A 20,216-nucleotide genomic window follows, 5' to 3' on the forward strand; every position below is an offset into this window, starting at 1 on the left:
TCATGGCGCGCAGAGCGGCGCTCCGCCGCAATAGATGCCGTGCAGGGTTTCGATGATCCGGTGCGCCGGGCCATCGGCCAGCGAGTAGTAGATCGTCTGCGCTTCGCGTCGTGTTCCCACCAGGCCATCCTCGCGCAAGACCGCAAGGTGCTGCGACAGCGCCGACTGGCTCAGGTCGACCCGGGCGTTGAGCTCGCCGACGGACTGCTCGCCTTCCACCAATGCGCACAGCAGCATCAGCCGCTTCTCGTTGGCCAGTGCGCGCAACAGGCGCGCGGCATCGGCGGCATGCTCGCGCATGGCCTCGGGATCCATCACGGGTGGGGCGGGTTTGCGGCGTGCCTGGGCCATGCGCTTACCGTAGCACCAGCGGCAGGCCGGCTTCGCCCCAGGCCAGCACGCCGCCGGCGATCGAACGCACGTCGGCGAAGCCGAGCCGCTGCAGGTTCACCGCCGACAACGCCGCGCGTCCGCCGGTTCGGCAGACCACCACGATGGGTCGCTCCTTGTGCGACAGCGCGGGGTCGCTGACGTTGGCTACGGCCGGATGCGCACCGACCTGGAATTCCAGCACGCCGCGCGGGATGTTGATCGCGCCGGGGATATGGCCGGTCTCGAATTCGGATGGTTCGCGCACGTCGATGACGACCGCATCGGCCACCGCCGCGTGGAATGCACCTGGAGCGACTTCACGGATCTTCGCGCGTGCCTCGGCGACGAGGTCGGAGGCGGTGATGGATGCGGCCATGGCGGGTTCCCTTGATTGTCTGTTGAAATATCAGTTGACACTAATATAAGTAATATCTAATATTTATTCCAGCGCCGTGCGTCAACAACTGAGGAAATCACTGCGATGAACATCGATCGCGCCATCTTCGCCTTCGCCGGCACGATGATCCTGCTCAGCCTGGCGCTGGCGCATTTCGTGTCGCCACGCTGGCTGTGGCTGACCGCCTTCGTCGGCCTGAACCTGTTGCAGTCCAGCCTCACCGGGTTCTGCCCGGCGGCGATGGTGCTACGCAAGATCGGCCTTGCCCCGGGCTGCGCCTTCCAATGAAGCGCATGGTGCTGGCCGCCGCATTGGCGGCCTCGCTTGCAGCGTGTGGCAGCGACAAGCCGACGGCGCCGCCGCGCCTGGCCGATGTCCCCACCTTCGTGGTCGCGGCCGCCGGCGGTGCGCCCGGCCGTGGCTGGGACGGCGTGGTGGAAGCGGTGCGCCGCTCCGACCTGAGCGCGCAGACCGCGGGCCGTGTCACCGCGGTGGAGGTTGATGTGAACGATCGCGTCGCCGCCGGCGACGTGCTCCTGCGCATCAGTGCGGTGGAGCAGAACGCCGGCGCCAATGCCGCGCGCGCGCAACTGCGTGCGGCCGAGGCGTCCGCGGTCGAGGCCGAGCAGCACTACCGCCGCTTCGCCGCGCTGGCGAGCGGGCAGTACGTGTCGAAGGCGCAGATCGACCAGGCCCGCGCCGCCCGCGATTCAGCCGCGGCCGCGCGCGATGCCGCCCGCGCCGTGGTGGCGCAGGCCGCGCAGCAGTCGGCGTACACCGTGGTGCGCGCCCCGTTCGCCGGCGTGGTCGCCAGCCGCGATGTCGAGCCCGGCGAAACCGTGGCCCCCGGCAAGCCGTTGATGCGGGTGTACGAACCGCGCGAACTGCGGATCGAGGTCGCGGTGCCGCAAACCCGTGCCGAGGCGATCCGTCGTGATCCCCGCGCGCGTGTCGTGTTGCCCGGCGGCCGCGAAGTGGTGCCGGCCGAGGTCACCGTGTTCCCGGCGGCGGATGCCGCCAGCCACAGCGTCAACGTGCGCGTGCGGCTGCCCGACCTGGATCCGCCGCCGGCACCCGGCACCACCGCCAAGGTGGTGTTCGATGCCGAACCCGGCAACGCCGGCGATACGGGCGCGAGGTCGGTGCGTATCCCGCTGTCCGCGGTCGCCCAGCACGGCGAACTCAGCGGTGCCTACGTGCAGCAGGGCGACCGGCTGCTGCTGCGCCAGTTGCGGCTCGGCGCGCGGCTCGGCGACAGCGTGGAAGTGATCAGCGGCCTGCAGGCCGGCGACAGGGTCGCACGCGATCCGGTCGCGGCGATGCAGGCGCTGGCCGCGCAGCGCAAGCAGGCGGGCGCAGGCGATGAGTGACGCATCCACTCCCGTGCGGCTCGGCATTTCCGGGCGGCTGGCGACGGCGTTCCAGAAGAATCCGCTGACCCCGATCCTGGCGATCATGGGCCTGCTGCTGGGCCTGCTCGCGGTGGCGATCACCCCGCGCGAGGAAGAGCCGCAGATCGACGTGACGATGGCCAATGTCATCGTCCCGTTCGACGGCGCCAGCGCGCGCGATGTCGAACAACTGGTGGCGACGCCGCTGGAGCAGACACTGTCGGAGATCGAGGGCGTCAAGCACGTCTATTCGATCAGCCGACCGGGCATGGCGGTACTGACCGTCGAATACGAAGTGGGCGTGCAGCGCCAGCCGGCGCTGGTGCGCCTGTACAACCAGGTGTTCTCCAACCAGGACTGGCTGCCGCAGGGTGTCGGTGTCGGCCAGCCAATCGTCAAGCCGAAGGGCATCGATGACGTGCCGGTGATGGCGGTGACCCTGTGGAGCGACGATCCGGCCACCGATGCGAGCCTGCTCGCGGAAGTCGCGCACACCCTGGAAACCGAATTCAAGCGCGTGCCCGGCACCCGCGACGTCTACACCATCGGTGCGCCCGACCGCACCGTGCTGGTCACCCTCGATGCGGCAAAGCTGTCCGCCTACGGGCTCGCCCCCGGCGACCTGGTGCAGGCACTGCGCGGGGCCAACGTGGTCCACCAGGCCGGCGAGCGCGTGGGCGCCTCTGGCGCGGTGCCGGTCACCGCGGGGCGCTTCCTCGCCTCCGCGGAAGAAGTGGCGTCGCTGGTGATCGGCAACCACGCCGGCAAGCCGCTGCTGCTGGCCGACGTCGCCAGCATCGAGCCGCGTGGCGACCTCGCCACGCGCTACGCCTGGCATGGCGCGCCCGCAGGGCGTGATGGCCCGAAGTCGGGCATTGCGCCGGCGGTCACCATCGCTATCGCCAAGAAGCCGGGCAGCAATGCCTCCGACATCACTGCCGCGATCACCGAGCGCCTCGACCAGCTCAAGGGCCAGCTGATCCCCGACGGGGTGCGTGCCACCGTCACCCGCGACTACGGCGCCACCGCCGCGGACAAGGCGTCGAAGCTGATCCAGAAGCTGGCGTTCGCCACCGCTTCGGTGGTTCTGCTGGTGCTGTTCGCGCTGGGCTGGCGCGAGGCCATCGTGGTCGGCAGCGCCGTAGTGTTGACCCTGGCCGTGACCCTGTTCGCCTCGCACGTGATGGGCTTCACCCTCAATCGCGTCTCGCTGTTCGCGCTGATCTTCTCGATCGGCATCCTGGTCGACGATGCGATCGTGGTGGTCGAGAACATCCACCGCCACCTCGCCATCCCCGGCGCGGATGGCCGCAAACGCAGCCTGTTCGAGGTGATCCCACCGGCGGTGGACGAAGTCGGTGGCCCGACCATCCTGGCCACGTTCACGGTGATCGCGGCGCTGATGCCGATGGCCTTCGTGTCCGGGCTGATGGGTCCGTACATGCGGCCGATCCCGATCAACGCTTCGGTCGGCATGCTGCTGTCGCTGCTGATCGCATTGATCGTGACCCCGTGGCTGTCGCTGAAGCTGCTGCGCCGGCACGGGCATCCGGCCGAGGTCGACCAGTCGCATGAGGTCCCGCAGCAGGGTCGCCTGCACCGCCTGTTCCGCTGGGTGATGTCGCCGTTCCTGTTCGGCGAGCGCGCCGGCCGCAAGCGCGGGCTGCTGTTCGCGTCGATGGCCGGGTTGGTGCTGCTGGCGGCGTCGCTGGCGGTGTTCGAGCTGGTGGTGCTGAAGATGCTGCCGTTCGACAACAAGTCGGAAGTGCAGGTGGTTGTCGACATGCCGGAAGGCAGCACGCTGGAGCAGACCAACGCGCTGCTGGGCGAACTGGCCGCGCAGCTCGACACGGTGCCCGAAGTGCTGGACTACCAGGGCTATGCCGGCACCGCCGCGCCGATCAATTTCAACGGCCTGGTGCGCCAGTATTTCCTGCGCAGCGGCAGCAATGTCGGCGACCTGCAGGTCAACCTGGTCGACAAGCACCATCGCGACCGCAAGAGCCACGACATCGCCCGTGCGATGCGCCCGGCGCTGGCCGCGATCGGTATCCGCCACGGCGCGTCGGTGAAGGTGGTGGAAGTGCCGCCCGGTCCGCCGGTGCTGTCGCCGCTGGTGGCCGAGGTCTATGGTCCGGATTACGCCGGCCAGCGGCGCATCGCGCGTGACTTGGCGAGCGGTCCTTTCGCGAAAACCGAGGGCATCGTCGACATCGATACCAGCGTCGAAGCCGATGCCTCGCGCGAAACCGTGGTGCTGGATCGCATGCGCGCGGCGCGCCTTGGGGTGGCGCAGGCGACCGTGGCCGATGCGATCGCGATGGCGGTGTCCGGCAGCGACGCGACCTATGTGCACGACGGTGCGTCCAAGTACCCGCGCCCGGTGCGCGTGCGCCTGCCGGCGCAGGAACAGGCGTCGACCGAATCGTTGCTCGCGGTGAAGGTGCGCGGCGGGCAGGGCCAGCTGGTGCCGTTGTCGGAGCTGGTGCGCGTCGAGCAAGGGACCTGGGATGGCGCGGTCCACCACAAGGACGGCCTGCCGGTGGCGTACGTGATGGCGGACGAGGCCGGTGACCTCGACAGTCCGCTTTACGGGATGTTCTCGATCGTCGGCCAACTGCGCGACGCGAAAGTGGACGGCCAATCGCTGGCGCAGACTTTCATCTCGCAACCGCCGGGCGACAGCGGATATGCGATCAAGTGGGATGGCGAGTGGCAGATCACCTACGAGACGTTCCGCGACATGGGCATCGCCTACGCCGCCGGCATGGTGCTGATCTATTTGCTGGTCGTCGCCCAGTTCCGCAGCTACCTGGTGCCGCTGGTGATCATGGCGCCGATCCCGCTGACCGTGATCGGGGTGATGCCCGGGCATGCGTTGCTGGGCGCGCAGTTCACCGCCACCAGCATGATCGGCATGATCGCGCTGGCCGGGATCATCGTGCGCAACTCGATCCTGCTGGTGGACTTCATCCACCAGGAGACCACGCGCGGGATGCCGCTGGCCGAAGCGGTGATCGACGCCTGTGCGGTGCGCGCCAAGCCGATCGCGCTGACCGGCGCGGCGGCGATGCTGGGCGCGTTCTTCATCCTCGATGATCCAATCTTCAACGGGCTTGCGATCTCGCTGATCTTCGGCATCTTCGTGAGCACGCTCCTCACGCTGGTGGTGATCCCGGTGCTGTATTACGTGCTGCAAGCCGGCAGGGCACGCCGTCCAGCGGCGACAATGGAGACCACGTGATGACCGCAGCACGGCTGGTGGCCTGTCCGCATTGCAATGCGATCAACCGGGTGCCGATGTCGCGGTTGGCGGAATCGCCGAACTGCGGAAAATGCGCGGGCGCACTGTTCGTCGGGCACCCGCTGGCCCTGGACGCGGTCGGTTTCCATGCCCATGCCGAGCGCGCCGACCTGCCGCTGCTGGTGGATTTCTGGGCAGCGTGGTGCGGGCCATGCCGGGCCATGGCCCCGCAGTTCGAGGCCGCCGCCGCGCAACTGGAGCCGGCAATGCGGCTGGCCAAACTCGATACCGAAGCGCAACCTGCGCTGGGTGGCCGTTTCGGTATCCGCAGCATCCCCACCCTGGTGCTGTTCCGCCAAGGTCGCGAACTGGCTCGCCAGGCCGGTGCGATGGGCGCGGCCGACATCGTGCGCTGGGCGCGCCACTACCTTCCCGATTGAAGACCACCATGCACAAGATCTCCGCGCTCACCCCTGTACTCGCCTGTGCCCTTGGTTTGCTGGCCGCTTGCCATGCGCACCGCGACACCGCACCGGTTGCGAGCGCGACGGCGATCCCCACGCCCAGCATCGAGCTGCGCGAGCCGCGCCCCGGCCTGTACACCGCTGCACAGCCCGCAGCAGCAGATTGGTCGACGATCGCCGCGCGCGGCGTCGGCACGGTGATCGACCTGCGCGCGCCGGGCGAGCTGAAGGACCGCGATGAAGCCGCCGAAGTGCGTGCGGCCGGCATGCAGTACATCGCGATCCCGGTGGCCGGCGCGGGTGGCATCGACGATGCCAATGCGAACCGCCTGCGCAAGGCGCTTGAGGCGGCCGATGGTCCCGTGCTGGTGCATTGCGCCAGCGGCAACCGCGTCGGCGGCTTGCTGGCGCTGATGCAGGCGCGATCCGGCACGATGACGACCGAGCAGGCGCTCGAGTTCGGCCGCAGTGCCGGCATGGGCAGCACCGAGGCGCGGGTCAGGACGTTGCTCGACGCCGGGGAGTGATGCGGGATCGCGGAGGCATCGGGCCATAATGGCGGGATGACGAATACACGCATCCCGCTCCTGATCGATACCGACCCCGGCGTGGACGACGCGCTGGCCCTGCTGATGGCCTTCAACGACCCGCGCTTCGATGTGGTCGGGCTGACCATCGCCGCCGGCAATGTCGGCCTGGACCATACCGTCGCCAATGCCCTGAAACTCTGTGAAGTCTGCGGCGTCGACGTGCCGGTATTCCCCGGCGCCGATGCCCCGCTGGTGCATCCCGCGCGCGACGCCGCCTACGTGCACGGCCGCGACGGCTTCGGCGATACCGGTTATGCGCCGGCAGTGCGCCAGGCCGAGGCCGAACACGCCGCGCTGGCGATCCTGCGGCTCTCGCACGAACACGCCGGCAAGCTGCTGCTGGTGGCGCTGGGGCCGCTGACCAATGTCGCGCTGGCGTTGAAACTGGATCCGACCCTGCCGAGCCGGGTCGCGCGCTGCGTGATCATGGGCGGGTCGGTGACGGCCCACGGCAACATCACCCCGGCCGCAGAATTCAACATCGCCTTCGACCCGGAAGCCGCGCACATCGTCTGCAGCGCGTTCCCGCGGTTCGATTTGGCCGACTGGGAAGCGGTGCTGGCGCACGGCTTCCAGCACGACGACGCGGATCGCTGGCTGGCCGCGGATTCGCCGCGCGCACGGTTCTACGCGGGGATCTCGGCGCATACCCGGGCCTGGTCGAAGGCCGGGCGGGGCGCACGCTGGCATGCCGCCGACGCGTTGGCGATGGCCCTCGCGCTGCGGCCCGAGTGGGCGACCGAAACCCTGGAACGGCCGCTGGTGGTGGAGATGGCCGGCGTGCATACCCGCGGCGGCACCATCGTGGACTGGAACCGCCAGACCGGCCAGCCGGACAATGCGGCCATCCTGATGCGTTACGACCAGGTGCGCTTCGAAGGCCTGATCCAGGCCGCACTGGCGGCATCCTGACCGTTTCGGGGGCGTCCGTGCCGGCATCGGCTTGCACTGGCGCCAACGTCGTCGCTATAATGCGCGGCTCAGTCCCGCTCCACTACCAGGTTCAAGCCATGAAAGCCGGCATCCATCCCGAATACCGTGACGTCGTCTTCCAGGACGTGACCTCCGATTTCAAGATCCTGACCCGCTCGACGCTGGCCTCCAAGGAGACCGTGAAGTGGGAAGACGGCAACGAATATCCGCTGATCAAGGTGGAAGTGTCGTCGTCGTCGCACCCGTTCTACACCGGCCAGAACAAGCTGATCGACACCAGCGGCCGCGTCGACAAGTTCCGCAAGCGCTACGGCAAGTAAGCCCCCGCGCCATGCGTTGACGAACGGCCACCCTCGCGGTGGCCGTTTCGCTTTTGGGCGACCGGAAGGGCGGGCGTCTGCGACTTTCGTCCGGGGCCGCGTCCGGATGGCCTGTGCGATAATTCCGGTTCCCCATGCGCAGGCGCATGGCCTGCGGGCCGGCGACGCGCATACCCCACTGGAGTTGCGTCGTGCCTGAACTTGAGCAGATCACCCTGACCGCGGGCGACAAATCCGTCGCCATGCCCGTGCTGCACCCGACCCTGGGCCAGCCCTGCATCGACATCGCCAAGCTGCCGAAGGAAACCGGCTGCTTCACCTACGATCCGGGCTTCGGCGCCACCGCATCGTGCAAGTCGGCGATCACCTACATCGACGGCGATGCCGGCGTGCTCCTCTACCGCGGCTACCCGATCGAGCAACTGGCCGAGAAGTCGACCTTCACCGAGGTCGCCTACCTACTGATGCACGGCGAGCTGCCGACCCAGGCCGAACTGGGCAAGTTCGAGCACGAGGTCACGCATCACACGATGATGCACGAGGCGTTCCGCACGTTCCTGTACGGCTTCCGCCACGACGCCCACCCGATGGCGATGCTGACCGGCATGCTGGGCTCGCTGGCCAGCTTCTACCACAACGACCTCGACCTCGAGGATCCGGAGCAGCGCCGCCTGGCCGCGATCCGCCTGATCGCCAAGGTGCCGACGATCGCCGCTGCCTGCCATCGCTATTCGATCGGCTGGCCGATCCGCTACCCGCGCAACAACCTCGACTACACCACGCGCTTCCTGCACATGATGATGGAAGTGCCCAGCGAGCCGCTGGAGCTCAATCCGGTCGCCGCGAAGGCGATGGACCTGCTCTTCATCCTGCATGCCGACCATGAGCAGAACGCGTCGACCTCGACCGTGCGCCTGGTCGGTTCCACCGGCGCGAATCCGTACGTCAGTGTCGCCGCCGGCGTGGCGGCGTTGTGGGGTCCGGCGCACGGTGGCGCCAACGAGGCGGTGCTGAAGATGCTGGCCGAGATCGGCCGCCCGGAGAGCGTGAAGTCGGCGGTCGACAAGGCCAAGGACAAGGAGTCCGGCTTCCGCCTGATGGGCTTCGGCCACCGCGTCTACAAGAACTACGATCCGCGCGCGGCGCTGGTGCGCAAGATGACCCACGAGGTGCTGGGCGCGCTCAATGTCGACGACCCGTTGCTGGAAGTGGCGGTGCGGCTGGAGGAAGCGGCCCTGCAGGACGAGTACTTCGTCCAGCGCAAGCTCTACCCGAACGTCGATTTCTACAGCGGCATCATCTACAAGGCGCTGGGCATCCCCACCGAGATGTTCACCGTGATGTTCGCCATCGCCCGCACCGCCGGCTGGGTCAGCCACTGGCTGGAGCAGCAGAACGACCCGGAAAACCGCATCGGCCGCCCGCGCCAGATCTACACCGGCGCGCCGACCCGCGATTACGTCGGCATGGGCCAGCGCTGAGTCGCGGGCCACGCTCGTAACGTGAAACGCCCCGCATGCGGGGCGTTTTCTTGATCGCGACCCGTCGATGTCGGGGAAGTCTCCTCAGGACGCCTCGTAGCCGGCGATCTCCTCTTCGGCCAGCAGCGCCTGCAATTGCGACGCGGACGCGCGACGCATCGGTTTTCCGTCGACGCCCGACAACGGTGCCTGGCGCAGCACATCGGCGGGCAGCACGGTCACGTCGAAGCTGAGACCTTCCGCACCGAACAGCCAGACCGGGAAATCGCCCTCGCGGTCGCGGTCCAGGCGCAGGTGGCGGCTGCGCGATTCGGCCGGCACGCCGTGTTCGTCCAGCCAGCGCGGGACCGCGTCCGCATCGTCGTCGTGCAGGTGCAGGGCGACCGCGGTGTTCGCGTCTGCCGTCCCGTCCAGCACGGCACCGACCAGGCGCGGCTCGAACCGGCGGAAGAACGCCAGCGCGCGGATGGCGGCTTCGCGGCGGATGCGCAGTTCCGCGGCCTGGTCGCTGCCGGCGAACAGGCGCTGGTATTCGCGCAGGGCGTCCTCGATCTCGCGGTTGCGCGGCAGCGAGGCATCGTCATGGATGCCGAGCCGCTGCGCGGCCTTGAGCTTGGCCTGGTGGTAGTCGCGCATGCCACCCTCGGCCATCAGCCGGGCGGCTTCGTGGGCAAGCCGCTGGCGGCGCTCGCGGATGCGGGTCTGCGCATGCAGCTGCGCGTGGGGATTGGGATGGTGGCGGCTGTTCGGCATTGCGCATCCCCGCTGCGACCTGCGTCCGACTGTAAACGAGCGGGCTGACGCCCGCCATCGCGTGGCTCAGAAGATGTCGAACGCTTCCTCGGTGGGCTGGGCCTCTTGATCCTGCATGGTGTCGTATTCGGCGTGCATCCGCTCCTGATCCTCGATCTTGACCCACTCGGTCGCACCGTTGGAGGTGACCTGGACCATCCCGTCCGGCGGGTCGAGGTTGCGCTCGGGCTGGTCCTTCAGCGCGGCCTTCATGTAGCCGATCCAGATCGGCAGCGCGGCCTTGCCGCCGTATTCGCGGTAGCCCAGCGAGCGGAAATCGTCGCGGCCGACCCAGACCGTGGTGACGACCGGCCCGCCGAACCCGGAGAACCAGGCGTCGCGGTGGTTGTTGGTGGAGCCGGTCTTGCCGCCCACGTCCTCGCGCCCCAGCACCTTGGCATCGGTCGCGGTACCGCGCTTGACCACGTCGCGCATCATCGACTGCAACTGCCAGGCCACGCGTGGGTCGATCGCGCGCGGGGCGACGACCATGCCGGGATCGAGCGGCTTGGCCTCGCGGGGTTTCGGCGCCTCGGACGGTTTGCCGGCGCTGGCGACGGGCGCTGGCGTCGACGCTCCGGCCGCGGGGCCGAGGTCGAACCCGTCCACCTTCGATGGCGCGGCCACGGGTGCGGCCTGGCCCGGGATCGTGGTCACTGCGCAACCTGGGCAGGCGGTCGGGGGCTTCTCGGTGAAGATGTCCTTGCCGTCGCGGTCGCGCACGCGGTCGATGACCCAGGGCGTGGTCAGGAAGCCGCCATTGGCGAAGGCCGTGTAGCCGCGCGCCACCGACAGCGGGGTCAGCGAGGCGGTGCCCAGCGACATCGACAGGTTCGGCGGCAGGCTGGCTTCGTCGAAGCCGAAATGGCTGATGTAGCGGCGGGCGTATTCCACCCCGATCGCGTCGAGCAGGCGCACCGAGACCAGGTTGCGCGACTGCACCAGCGCCTCGCGCACGCGCATCGGGCCGGCGAAGTTGCCGCTGTCGTTCTGCGGTCGCCACATGTGGCCGCGGCGATCCTTGAACACCACCGGGGCGTCCAGCACGATCGAGGCCGGGTTGAAACCGCGCTCGAAGGCCGCCGCGTAGACGAACGGCTTGAAGCTGGAGCCCGGTTGGCGGCGTGCCTGGGTGGCGCGGTTGAACTTGTTGCCGGCGAAGCTGAAACCGCCGACCAGCGCGCGGATTGCGCCGTTGTCGGCGTCCAGCGAGACCAGGGCGGCCTGGCCGCGCGGCAACTGGTCGATCGCCCATTGCGGGGCGGCGTCGGGCTTGTCGGACGGGAGCCGGCGCACCCGCACCACGTCGCCGCGCTGGGCGAGCCCGGCGGCCGATTTCCCGGTCCAGGAGAGCGCGCTGCCGCCCAGGGCGAGTTCGCTGCCGTCGGCCAGCACGACGCGCAACTGGCCACCCTCGCTGCCGGTCACCACGGCCGGCAGCAGACCGCCCTGCGGCGGCGTGCCGCGCAGCAGGCCGGCGATCGTCGCGGTGTCCGCCCCGGCCGGGATATCGACCTTCTGCTCCGGCTTGCGCCAGCCATGGCGGTGGTCGTAGACCCGCAGGCCGTCGATCACCGCCTTGTCGGCTGCGCCCTGCAGCACCGGGTCGATGGTGGTGGTGACGTGGTAGCCCTTGCTGAGCACGTCGCCGCCGAAGCGTTCGATCATCTGCTGGCGCACCATTTCCGCCACGTACGGCGCATAGACCTCGATCTGGCGCTCGTGCGGGCTGGCATGCATCGGCACCGCGCGGGCCGCGTCGGCCTCGGCGCGGCTCACGTAGCCCAATTCGGCCATGCGCGGCAGGATGTAGTTGTCGCGGCGGATCCGGGCGCGCTCCGGGTTGCTCAGCGGATTGCCGCTGGACGGGAACTTGGGGATGCCGGCCAGGGTGGCGGCCTCGTCCAGGGTCAGCTGGTCCAGGGTCTTGCCGTAGTAGAACTCGGCCGCTGCGGCCACGCCGTAGGCGCGATTGCCGAAAAAGCTCTTGTTGAGGTACAGCTCGAAGATCTCGTCCTTGCCGAGTTCGCGCTCCATCTTCATCGCCAGCAGCATCTCGGCGAACTTGCGGCGGAAGCTGTATTCGGAGCTCAGGAAGAACTGCTTGGCCACCTGCTGGGTGATGGTCGAGCCACCGGCCACGCGCTCCTGCCCGCCGGTCTTGGCCAGCAGCCACACGGCGCGGGCCACGCCGTTCACGTCGATGCCGTTGTGCTCGTAAAAGTTGGCGTCTTCGGCGGCCAGGAAGGCCTGCTTCACCCGCGCCGGAACCTTGGCGATGTCGACCGGATAGCGGCGCATTTCCCCGAACAGGCCCATCAGCCGGCCGTCGGCGGCATACACGTAGAGCGGTTCCTGCAGCTCGGTGCTGCGCAGGCTCTGCACGTCGGGCAGGCGCGCGCTGACCACGTAGACCAGGATGCCGATCGCCAACATCCCGATCAGGCAAAGTGCGACCGCGCCCAGCAAAAACCAGCGCAGCATGCGGGGGAGGCGGGGCATTGGGGCGAATTCCGATTGCAGCCGGGCAGGGCGCGGAGTATAGAGTAGGCGTTCGTGATGCCGGGCCTACAGGGGGCGACCGGTTTCCCCCAAGGCCTCCGTTAACCCGGGTGCCGGGTGCGGTGGAGAGGGTGTTTGCGGGGTGGGAACCAAGGGGCCGGTTGCCATATCGTGAAAAGTCCGTTATTCATGTACTGCAGCACCAAGTGCGCGTAAGCGCCCGTGGGAAGGGGAGATACCGTGGGTCTGGTGACGAAAACACAACCGCCGTTGATCGGCGTGGATATCAGCTCGACTGCGGTCAAGCTGCTTCAGCTTGCCCGTACCGGTGACCGTTACCGGGTCGAGCACTACGCCGTCGAACCGCTGCCGCCGAACGCGGTGGTGGAAAAGAACCTGGTCGAGGTCGAGGCCGTCGGCGAGGCGATCCGCCGCGCCGTGGCGCGATCCGGCTCGCGGATCAAGCATGCCGCCGCCGCGGTCTCGGGCTCCTCGGTGATCACCAAGGTGATCCCGATGCCGGCCGACCTCGGCGAGGACGACCTGGAATCCCAGATCGAACTCGAGGCCGTCAACTACATCCCGTACCCGATCGAGGAAGTGAACCTCGATTTCGAGGTCATGGGGCCGATGCCGGGCAACAGCGAGATGGTGCAGGTGCTGCTGGCGGCGTCGCGCTCGGAGAACGTCGAGGTCCGCGCCTCCGCGCTGGAACTGGGCGGACTCACTGCGAAGGTGATCGATGTCGAGGCCTTCGCCATCGAAAATGCCTACGCGCTGATGGCAGGCAGCCTGAACGTGCCCCGCGATGGCCTGGCCGCGCTGGTCGATGTCGGTGCCACCATGACCACGCTGAACGTGCTCCGTGGCGGTCGCAGCATCTACACCCGCGAGAACGTGTTCGGCGGCAAGCAGCTCACCGATGAAGTGATGCGTCGCTACAGCCTGAGCTACGAGGAAGCCGGCCTGGCCAAGCGCCAGGGTGGGCTGCCGGAAAGCTACGAGATCGAGGTCCTCGACCCGTTCAAGGAAGCGATGGTCCAGCAGGTCAGCCGCCTGCTGCAGTTCTTCTATGCCGGCAGCGAGTTCAATCGCGTCGACAGCGTGGTCCTGGCCGGCGGTTGCGCATCGATCCCGGGCATCGCCGCGATGGTCGAGGAACAACTCGGGATCCCGACTGTGGTCGCCAATCCGCTGGCGCAGATGACCCTCGGCCCGCGCGTGCAGGCGCATGCGCTGGCGCAGGATGCTCCCGCGCTGATGATCGCCTGCGGGCTCGCACTGAGGAGCTTCGACTGATGGCACGGATCAATCTCCTTCCGTGGCGCGCCGAGCGCCGCAAGTCCCGGCAGAAGGAATTCGCCGGCATGCTCGGGCTGTCGGCGTTGGCCGGCATTCTGGTCGCCTTCCTGATCGTCAGCTTCTACAACGGGCGCATCAGCAGCCAGAACGGCCGCAACGAGTACCTTCGCGGCGAGATCACCAAGGTCGATGCGCAGATCAAGGAAATCGACGAGCTCGACCAGAAGAAGGCGAAGTTGCTGGCGCGCAAGGAAGTCATCGAGCAATTGCAGTCCAATCGTTCGCAGATGGTGCACCTGTTCGATTCGCTGGTTCGCACCATCCCGGATGGCGTGACCCTGACGGCGATCAAGCAGGAAGGCGACATCCTCACCCTGAGCGGTCGTTCGCAATCCAATGCCCGCGTGTCGACCTACATGCGCACCCTGGAAGGTTCGGGCTGGATGACCAATCCGGATCTGAACATCATCGAGGCCAAGGGGGCGAATCCGGGTCTGCCCTACGAGTTCAACCTCAAGGTCAAGCTGGCCAACCCGAACGCTCCCAAGGAAGAGGGTGAGGGTGGTGAGGCGACTGCGCCCGCCACGGCCCCGGCCGCGCCAGCCGCAGGAGGAGCCGCCCCGTGAGCGCCAACAAGAAGATCAATCTCAAGGAACTCGATATCAACAACATCGGTGGCTGGCCTCGCCAGGCACAGATGGGATTCTGCGTGATCATCGCCGTGATCATCATCCTGCTGGGATGGTGGCTGTTCGTGCGCGGCAAGCAGGCCGAGCTCGACAAGCTGGAAGGCCAGGAGACGGAGCTGCGCAGCGAGTTCGAGATCAAGCAGGGACGCGCGTCCAACCTGGAGCCGCTGAAACAGCAACTGGCGCAGATGGAACAGCAACTGCAACAGATGCTCCGCCAGCTGCCGAGCAAGACGGAGATGCCGGATCTGATCGTGGACATCTCGCAGACTGCGCTGGCGACCGGGATCCAGAACGAGTTGTTCCAGCCGGCCGGCGAGAGCAAGAAAGAGTTCTACGCCGAGAAGCCGATCGCATTGCGCATGGTGGGGACCTACCACCAGTTCGGTGCGTTCGTCAGTGGTGTTGCTTCGCTGCCGCGCGTGGTGATCATGACGATGCATGACATCTCGCTGCAACCCAAGGACGCGAAGACCAACCCGAATGCCAGGATCGGGCCCAACAGTCCGCTGGAATTGGCGGGGACGGTGAAGACGTACCGCTACCTGGACGAGGACGAGACTCCAGCGCCGGCTGCAAAGCCCGCCACCCCAGCGCCCGCTGCGACACCTGCCAAGGGAGGTGCCTGACATGCGCATGAAAGGACACCTTCGCGCCAGTCGCTGGCTGGTCGTCGCGCTGCTTGCCTCCGCGTTGGCCGCCTGCGGCGGCAGCAAGGGCGACTTGGAGAAGTGGGTCGCCGAAATCAAGGCGAAGCCCGCGCCGCCGCTTGATCCGTTGCCGGTCATGCAGCAGTTCGAGACCTTTGAATACGACGCGCAGAACCTGCGCGATCCCTTCAGCGAGATGTTCAACGGCGGCGAAGGCAGCGGGCCACGACCGGATGCCGGCCGTCGCAAGCAGACCCTCGAGCAGTTCCCGCTCGACAGCCTCGACATGGTCGGCACGCTCGGCAAGGGCAAGAGCCTGGTGGCTCTGGTCATGGCACCCGACAAGGTGACCTATCGGGTGCAGCCCGGTGCCTACGTGGGGCAAAGCGATGGGCGGGTGACCGCCATTAACGAAGACCGGGTCGAACTGGTCGAACTGGTTCCGGATGGAGCGGGTGGCTGGCTCGAACGGCCGGCGACCATCTTGCTCGAAGACAATTGATTGGGGATAGACCGATGACCGTCACCAACGCCAAGCAACAGCGTCCTCTCCGGCGCCCCCTTTCCCTCGGCACCTGCGCGATCGGGCTTGCCGTCGGCCTCTATGCCGCGGGCGCGAGCGCGCTGCCTGTCACCACGCTCGCCGCGATCGGGCAATCCGCGACCGGCGCGATGGCAGACCCGGCCAAGCGCGCGCCGGATGCCGTCACCGTTTCCGCGATCGATTTCAAGCGCGGGGACGGCGGCTCGGGCAAGCTCGTGCTCCGGTTCTCCGGCAGCGGTGCGGCCCCCGACCTTCGCAACATGGGCAACAGCGTCGTCGTCGACATCGGCAACGCGCAATTGCCGGCCGCCCTGCAACGTCCGATCAACGTGACCGACTTCGCCACGCCGGTACAGCGCATCGATGCGCGTGCCACCAGCAGCGGTGCGCAACTCGTGCTCGGCACGCAGGGCGAATTCGAGTCGATGGCCTACCAGAGCGGCAACGAATACATCGTCGAGATCGTGCCGCGTGCGAGTACCGCAGGCGTCGCCAAGGCAAAAGCCGCAGCGCCGGCGATGGGTGCCCCCGCCATGGGCGCGGCATCGAGCGCATCGACGGTTCGCTACAGCGGCAAGCCGGTGACCTTCAATTTCCAGGACGTGCCGGTGCGTACCGTCCTGCAGCTGATCGCCGAAGAATCCAACCTCAACATCGTTGCCGCCGACACCGTGCAAGGCAACGTGACCCTGCGCCTGATCAACGTGCCGTGGGATCAGGCGCTGGACATCGTGCTGCAGGCGAAATCGCTGGACAAGCGCCGCAGCGGCAACGTCGTGTGGGTTGCGCCGCAGAAGGAAATCGCCCAGTTCGAGCAGGACAAGGAAGATGCCCGCATCAACCTGGAGAATCGCGCCGAGACGGTGACGGAATACATCCCGGTCAACTACGCGAGTGCCGAGGACATCGCCAAGCTGCTGACCGAGCAAAGCCTCAGCAGCCAGGGTGCTGGTGGCGGAGGTGGAGGCTCAAGTGGGCAAGGCGGCCAGCAGGATCGCGGCTTCCTGTCGCCTCGCGGCAGCTTGAGCTACGACAAGCGGACCAACACGCTGCTGGCGATCGACATCCCGCAGCGGGTGGCGAACATCCGCAACTTGGTGCAGCAGCTCGACAAGCCGGTCGATCAGGTCGTGATCGAGGCCCGCATCGTGATTGCCAACGAGAACGTGGCACGCGAATTGGGTGCGCGGTTCGGTATCAGTGGTGCCAAGGACAATGCCTACTTCAGTGGGGATCTTGGTACCAACTCGATCAACCGCAACAACGACGCCGCCAATGAACTTGCGAACGCCAACAGGATCCGCGATTGGCAAGTCGAGAATCAGGAGCGCGCCGAGGAAGGGTTGGCGCCTCTGGCACCTCCGGTGCTCACGGCCGGCAGCATCACACGCGGTTTGATGACCAATCTGCCTGCTACGCTCGTTGGTGCGAACGCCGGCTCGATGGCCTTGTCCATCCTCAATGCAGGCTACCTGCTGGACATCGAACTGTCGGCGATCCAGACGCAGGGTCGCGCAGAAGTCATCTCCAATCCGCGGATCGTGACCAGCAACCAGAAGGAATCGGTCATTCGCCAAGGCAAGGAAATCGGTTACCTGACGGTGTCCGGTGGCCAGGGCGGCAATGTGCCGACGGTGAACTTCAAGGAAGCCTTGCTGGAGCTGAAGGTCACACCGACGATCACCAATGACGGTCGGGTGTTCCTCAACCTGAATGTGAAGAAGGACGAGCTGGACGGGTTCGTGGACCTGGGCACGTTCGGCAGCGTGCCGCAGATCGCCAAGCGCGAAGTCAACACGGCGGTACTGGTCGATGATGGCCAGACCGTGGTGATCGGTGGCGTCTATGAATTCAGCGACAGCACCGACCTGGCCAAGGTTCCGTTCCTCGGCGACCTGCCGGTGATCGGTAACCTGTTCCGCAACAAGAGCCGCGCCAAGAGCAAGGCCGAGTTGCTGATCTTCGTGACCCCGAAGGTGATGCGCGTCGCCCAGCGCTGATCCAACGCGCATCGCAAGGCCAGGAACGGGAGCCGCAAGGCTCCCGTTTCGTTTGCGGGGAACTTCGCTGTTTTTCGCCGGCGTGAGAACCTTTATGAATTGCGCCGGTCGAAGTCGACTGCAGAAAAAGGTTGCCCAATGGACATCGCCATTCCTGACACCGCCACCCTGCACGATGCCTTCCGTGGCTTGCGCGAGGATCTTTCGCGCGAGATCGTTGGCCAGGCGGGACTGATCGAACGCCTGCTGGTCGCCCTGCTTGCGGATGGCCACCTGCTGGTCGAAGGTGCGCCCGGGCTGGCCAAGACCACCGCGATCCGCGCGCTGGCATCGAGGCTGGAAGCCGACTTCGCCCGCGTGCAGTTCACCCCCGACCTGTTGCCTGCAGACCTGACCGGCACCGAGGTCTGGCGTCCGCAGGATGGCCGCTTCGAATTCCAGCCCGGGCCGATCTTCCATCCGATCCTGTTGGCGGACGAGATCAACCGCGCACCGGCCAAGGTGCAATCCGCCCTGCTGGAGGCGATGGGCGAACGCCAGGTCACCGTGGGCCGGCAGACCTATGCCTTGCCGCCGCTGTTCCTGGTGATGGCTACCCAGAACCCGATCGAGCAGGAAGGCACGTTCCCATTGCCCGAAGCCCAGCTCGACCGCTTCCTGATGCATGTCCGCATCGGTTATCCGCAGGTCGACGCGGAGACCGAGATCCTCCGACTGGCGCGCGAGCGCGCACGCGATGCATTGACGGCCGCACCGCATCCACCGTCGCGCATGCCGCAAGCGCATGTGTTCGAGGCGCGCGCCGCAGTGCTCGACCTGCATCTGGCACCGGCGCTGGAGCGTTACATCGTCGAGATCGTGCTGGCCTCGCGCGATGCCGGTCGCTATGACGCCGCGCTGGCCCGGCGGATCGCCTGGGGCGCCAGTCCGCGCGGCTCGATCGCGCTGGAACGTTGCGCACGTGCGCGTGCCTGGCTGGAAGGGCGCGATTTCGTGACCCCGGACGACGTCCGCGCAGTGGCCCCGGATGTGTTGCGCCACCGGGTGCTGCCCAGCTACGAGGCCACCGCGGAAGGCTGGGACGGCGAGCGCCTGGTCGCCGAGTTGTTGCGCCTGGTGCCGCTGCCGTAAGCCGGTCGCAGATATGCCCCCATCCGGAGCGACCGTGACCGACGGCCTTGTCCCCACGCTTCCCGAACTGGTCGGCCTGCGCGCCCTGGTGCAGGGACGGCGCGGCGCCAGGCACGGCCGGCACGGTGCGCATGGGCCGGCGGCATCGAACCTGCGCGGCCGCGGCATGGAGTACGCGGAATCGCGCGAATACGCGCAGGGCGACGACGCGCGCCACATCGACTGGCGGCTCACCGCGCGCAGTGGTCGTACCCATACCAAGCTGTTCCAGGCCGAGCGCGAACGACTCACGCTGGTTGTGGCGGATACCGCGCCATCGCTCTACTTCGGCACCCGCGTGCGCTTCAAGTCGGTGCAGGCCGCGCGTGCCGGTGCACTGGCGGCATGGCTGGCGGCGCGCGACGGCGACCGCATCGCCGCGCTGCGCGGGTCGCATCGGGAAGCGCCGGTACCGCCGGCATCTGGGCCGCGCGGCGCATTGCGTGTGCTGGACGCACTGGTGCGTTGGTATGCGCAACCCCCTGCGGACGATGACGGCCTGCTGGTCGCACTGGAGCATGCGCGGCGACTGCTGCGGCCGGGTTCGCGGCTGGTCCTGCTGGCCGACCCGTCCAGCATCGCCGCAGTCCCCGCGGAACGCTGGCTGGCGTTGGCGATGCACCATGAATTGATCGTGCTGCTGTTCGTCGATCCAGTGGAAACCTCGCCACCATCGAAACGCTTGCCGTTCCGTGGCACGCAGGGCGACCGCATCGAGCTGGGACTGGACACCGCGCCGGTGCGCGAGCGTTGGCGGCAACAGTTCGATATTCCGCTGGAGGCCACGCAGGCAATGCTGCAGCGGCAGGGCGCGCGGGTGATGGCGCTGTCCACCATCGATGCCAGCGATGCGTGGCTGTCGCTGCTCGGGCGACCCCACGCAGGGGTGGCGACGGGAGCCGCGCGTTGAACCTGCCGTTGCCGCTCAAGGACGTCCATCCCGGCCTGGCACCGTCGTGGTGGCCGCCGGCCCCGGGTTGGTGGATGGTCGCGGCCGGGGGATTGCTGGTCGCTGCGGGCGCGTGGTGGTGGTTGCGCAGGCGGCGCATGCGACGCGCGGCGATCCTGCAGCTGTTCGAGGACGCAGTCGATGCCGCGGGTTCGCCCGCGCAACAGGTCGCGGCGATGTCGGACCTGCTGCGGCGCGCGGCGCGGCGCAAGGATCCGTCGGCCGACCGGCTGCAGGGCGACGATTGGCTGCGTTTCCTCGACCGGGGCATGAGCCCGCCATGCTTCGAGCATGGACCCGGTGCATTGCTGCGCGACGGTGCGTTCCGTCGTGATGTCGACGAAGGCGCGGCACGTGCGTTGCGAACCGTCGCGCGGCAACGCTACGTGACCTGGATGCTGGGCAAGTGAACCTGCTCGCCGATTG

The 20,216-nt window shown here is 67.6% G+C and carries 20 protein-coding genes; 16 read left to right on the forward strand and 4 right to left on the reverse strand.

The features are described from left to right. Positions 1–351, reverse strand: coding sequence for an ArsR/SmtB family transcription factor (locus tag ACE3T8_RS03300; RefSeq protein WP_374606780.1), 351 nt, complete (start codon positions 349–351; stop codon positions 1–3). 4 nt (positions 352–355) lie between these two features. Further along, a complete protein-coding gene (locus ACE3T8_RS03305; protein ID WP_374606782.1) occupies positions 356–748 on the reverse strand; it encodes a rhodanese-like domain-containing protein in 393 nt (130 codons plus the stop codon). 105 nt (positions 749–853) lie between these two features. Between ACE3T8_RS03305 and ACE3T8_RS03310 the strand changes: the two genes are divergently transcribed. The 8 genes from ACE3T8_RS03310 (at position 854) to ACE3T8_RS03345 (ending at position 9,192) form a co-directional block, all read left to right on the forward strand. After that, positions 854–1,057 (forward strand): DUF2892 domain-containing protein, encoded by a 204-nt coding sequence (locus ACE3T8_RS03310; protein WP_374606784.1) that lies wholly within the window; start codon positions 854–856, stop codon positions 1,055–1,057. Beyond that, on the forward strand, positions 1,054–2,139 hold the full coding sequence (locus ACE3T8_RS03315) for an efflux RND transporter periplasmic adaptor subunit (RefSeq protein ID WP_374606786.1): 1,086 nt from the start codon (positions 1,054–1,056) through the stop codon (positions 2,137–2,139). The genes ACE3T8_RS03310 and ACE3T8_RS03315 overlap by 4 nt, the downstream gene beginning before the upstream one ends. Next, complete coding sequence (locus ACE3T8_RS03320) at positions 2,132–5,404, forward strand: efflux RND transporter permease subunit (protein ID WP_374606788.1); 3,273 nt, start codon at positions 2,132–2,134, stop codon at positions 5,402–5,404. The genes ACE3T8_RS03315 and ACE3T8_RS03320 overlap by 8 nt, the downstream gene beginning before the upstream one ends. Next, on the forward strand, positions 5,404–5,844 hold the full coding sequence (gene trxC / locus ACE3T8_RS03325) for a thioredoxin TrxC (RefSeq protein WP_374606789.1): 441 nt from the start codon (positions 5,404–5,406) through the stop codon (positions 5,842–5,844). Before ACE3T8_RS03320 ends, trxC begins: the two co-directional genes overlap by 1 nt. A gap of 8 nt (positions 5,845–5,852) precedes the next feature. Then, positions 5,853–6,395 carry a beta-lactamase hydrolase domain-containing protein gene (locus ACE3T8_RS03330; protein WP_374606791.1) on the forward strand — a complete coding sequence of 181 codons (543 nt, stop codon included), beginning with the start codon at positions 5,853–5,855 and terminating at the stop codon, positions 6,393–6,395. 36 nt (positions 6,396–6,431) lie between these two features. Next, positions 6,432–7,370 (forward strand): nucleoside hydrolase, encoded by a 939-nt coding sequence (locus tag ACE3T8_RS03335; protein WP_374606793.1) that lies wholly within the window; start codon positions 6,432–6,434, stop codon positions 7,368–7,370. A 98-nt stretch (positions 7,371–7,468) separates the two neighbouring features. Further along, positions 7,469–7,711, forward strand: coding sequence for a type B 50S ribosomal protein L31 (locus ACE3T8_RS03340; RefSeq protein ID WP_374355940.1), 243 nt, complete (start codon positions 7,469–7,471; stop codon positions 7,709–7,711). A gap of 146 nt (positions 7,712–7,857) precedes the next feature. Continuing rightward, positions 7,858–9,192, forward strand: a complete 1,335-nt coding sequence (locus tag ACE3T8_RS03345) for a citrate synthase (protein ID WP_374607049.1) — start codon at positions 7,858–7,860, stop codon at positions 9,190–9,192. A gap of 84 nt (positions 9,193–9,276) precedes the next feature. On the opposite strand, the gene ACE3T8_RS03350 is transcribed toward ACE3T8_RS03345, so the two are convergent. Both ACE3T8_RS03350 and ACE3T8_RS03355 read right to left on the reverse strand, forming a co-directional pair. Further along, positions 9,277–9,945 (reverse strand): hypothetical protein, encoded by a 669-nt coding sequence (locus ACE3T8_RS03350; protein WP_374606795.1) that lies wholly within the window; start codon positions 9,943–9,945, stop codon positions 9,277–9,279. A gap of 66 nt (positions 9,946–10,011) precedes the next feature. Next, entirely contained in the window at positions 10,012–12,486 is a 2,475-nt protein-coding gene (locus tag ACE3T8_RS03355; protein ID WP_374606796.1) for a penicillin-binding protein 1A, read from the reverse strand. Positions 12,487–12,726: 240 nt separating this feature from the next. Between ACE3T8_RS03355 and ACE3T8_RS03360 the strand changes: the two genes are divergently transcribed. The 8 genes from ACE3T8_RS03360 to ACE3T8_RS03395 all read left to right on the forward strand — a co-directional run bounded on the left by ACE3T8_RS03360 (position 12,727) and on the right by ACE3T8_RS03395 (position 20,200). Then, positions 12,727–13,785 carry a pilus assembly protein PilM gene (locus ACE3T8_RS03360; protein WP_374606798.1) on the forward strand — a complete coding sequence of 353 codons (1,059 nt, stop codon included), beginning with the start codon at positions 12,727–12,729 and terminating at the stop codon, positions 13,783–13,785. Next, a complete protein-coding gene (locus ACE3T8_RS03365; protein ID WP_374606800.1) occupies positions 13,785–14,414 on the forward strand; it encodes a PilN domain-containing protein in 630 nt (209 codons plus the stop codon). Before ACE3T8_RS03360 ends, ACE3T8_RS03365 begins: the two co-directional genes overlap by 1 nt. Continuing rightward, the gene (locus ACE3T8_RS03370) at positions 14,411–15,106 is read left to right on the forward strand and encodes a type 4a pilus biogenesis protein PilO (RefSeq protein WP_374606801.1); all 696 of its coding nucleotides are present in this window, start codon (positions 14,411–14,413) and stop codon (positions 15,104–15,106) included. The genes ACE3T8_RS03365 and ACE3T8_RS03370 overlap by 4 nt, the downstream gene beginning before the upstream one ends. A gap of 7 nt (positions 15,107–15,113) precedes the next feature. Next, complete coding sequence (locus tag ACE3T8_RS03375) at positions 15,114–15,629, forward strand: pilus assembly protein PilP (protein WP_374606803.1); 516 nt, start codon at positions 15,114–15,116, stop codon at positions 15,627–15,629. A gap of 14 nt (positions 15,630–15,643) precedes the next feature. Further along, positions 15,644–17,671, forward strand: coding sequence for a type IV pilus secretin PilQ (locus ACE3T8_RS03380; protein ID WP_374606805.1), 2,028 nt, complete (start codon positions 15,644–15,646; stop codon positions 17,669–17,671). 138 nt (positions 17,672–17,809) lie between these two features. Then, the gene (locus ACE3T8_RS03385; RefSeq protein ID WP_374606807.1) at positions 17,810–18,802 is read left to right on the forward strand and encodes an AAA family ATPase; all 993 of its coding nucleotides are present in this window, start codon (positions 17,810–17,812) and stop codon (positions 18,800–18,802) included. A 13-nt stretch (positions 18,803–18,815) separates the two neighbouring features. Further along, a complete protein-coding gene (locus tag ACE3T8_RS03390) occupies positions 18,816–19,751 on the forward strand; it encodes a DUF58 domain-containing protein (protein ID WP_374606808.1) in 936 nt (311 codons plus the stop codon). Continuing rightward, positions 19,748–20,200, forward strand: a complete 453-nt coding sequence (locus tag ACE3T8_RS03395) for a DUF4381 domain-containing protein (RefSeq protein ID WP_374606810.1) — start codon at positions 19,748–19,750, stop codon at positions 20,198–20,200. The genes ACE3T8_RS03390 and ACE3T8_RS03395 overlap by 4 nt, the downstream gene beginning before the upstream one ends. Positions 20,201–20,216: the final 16 nt, after the last annotated feature.

The organism is Thermomonas sp. (genome assembly GCF_041919455.1).
Classification (GTDB): Bacteria; Pseudomonadota; Gammaproteobacteria; order Xanthomonadales; family Xanthomonadaceae; genus Thermomonas.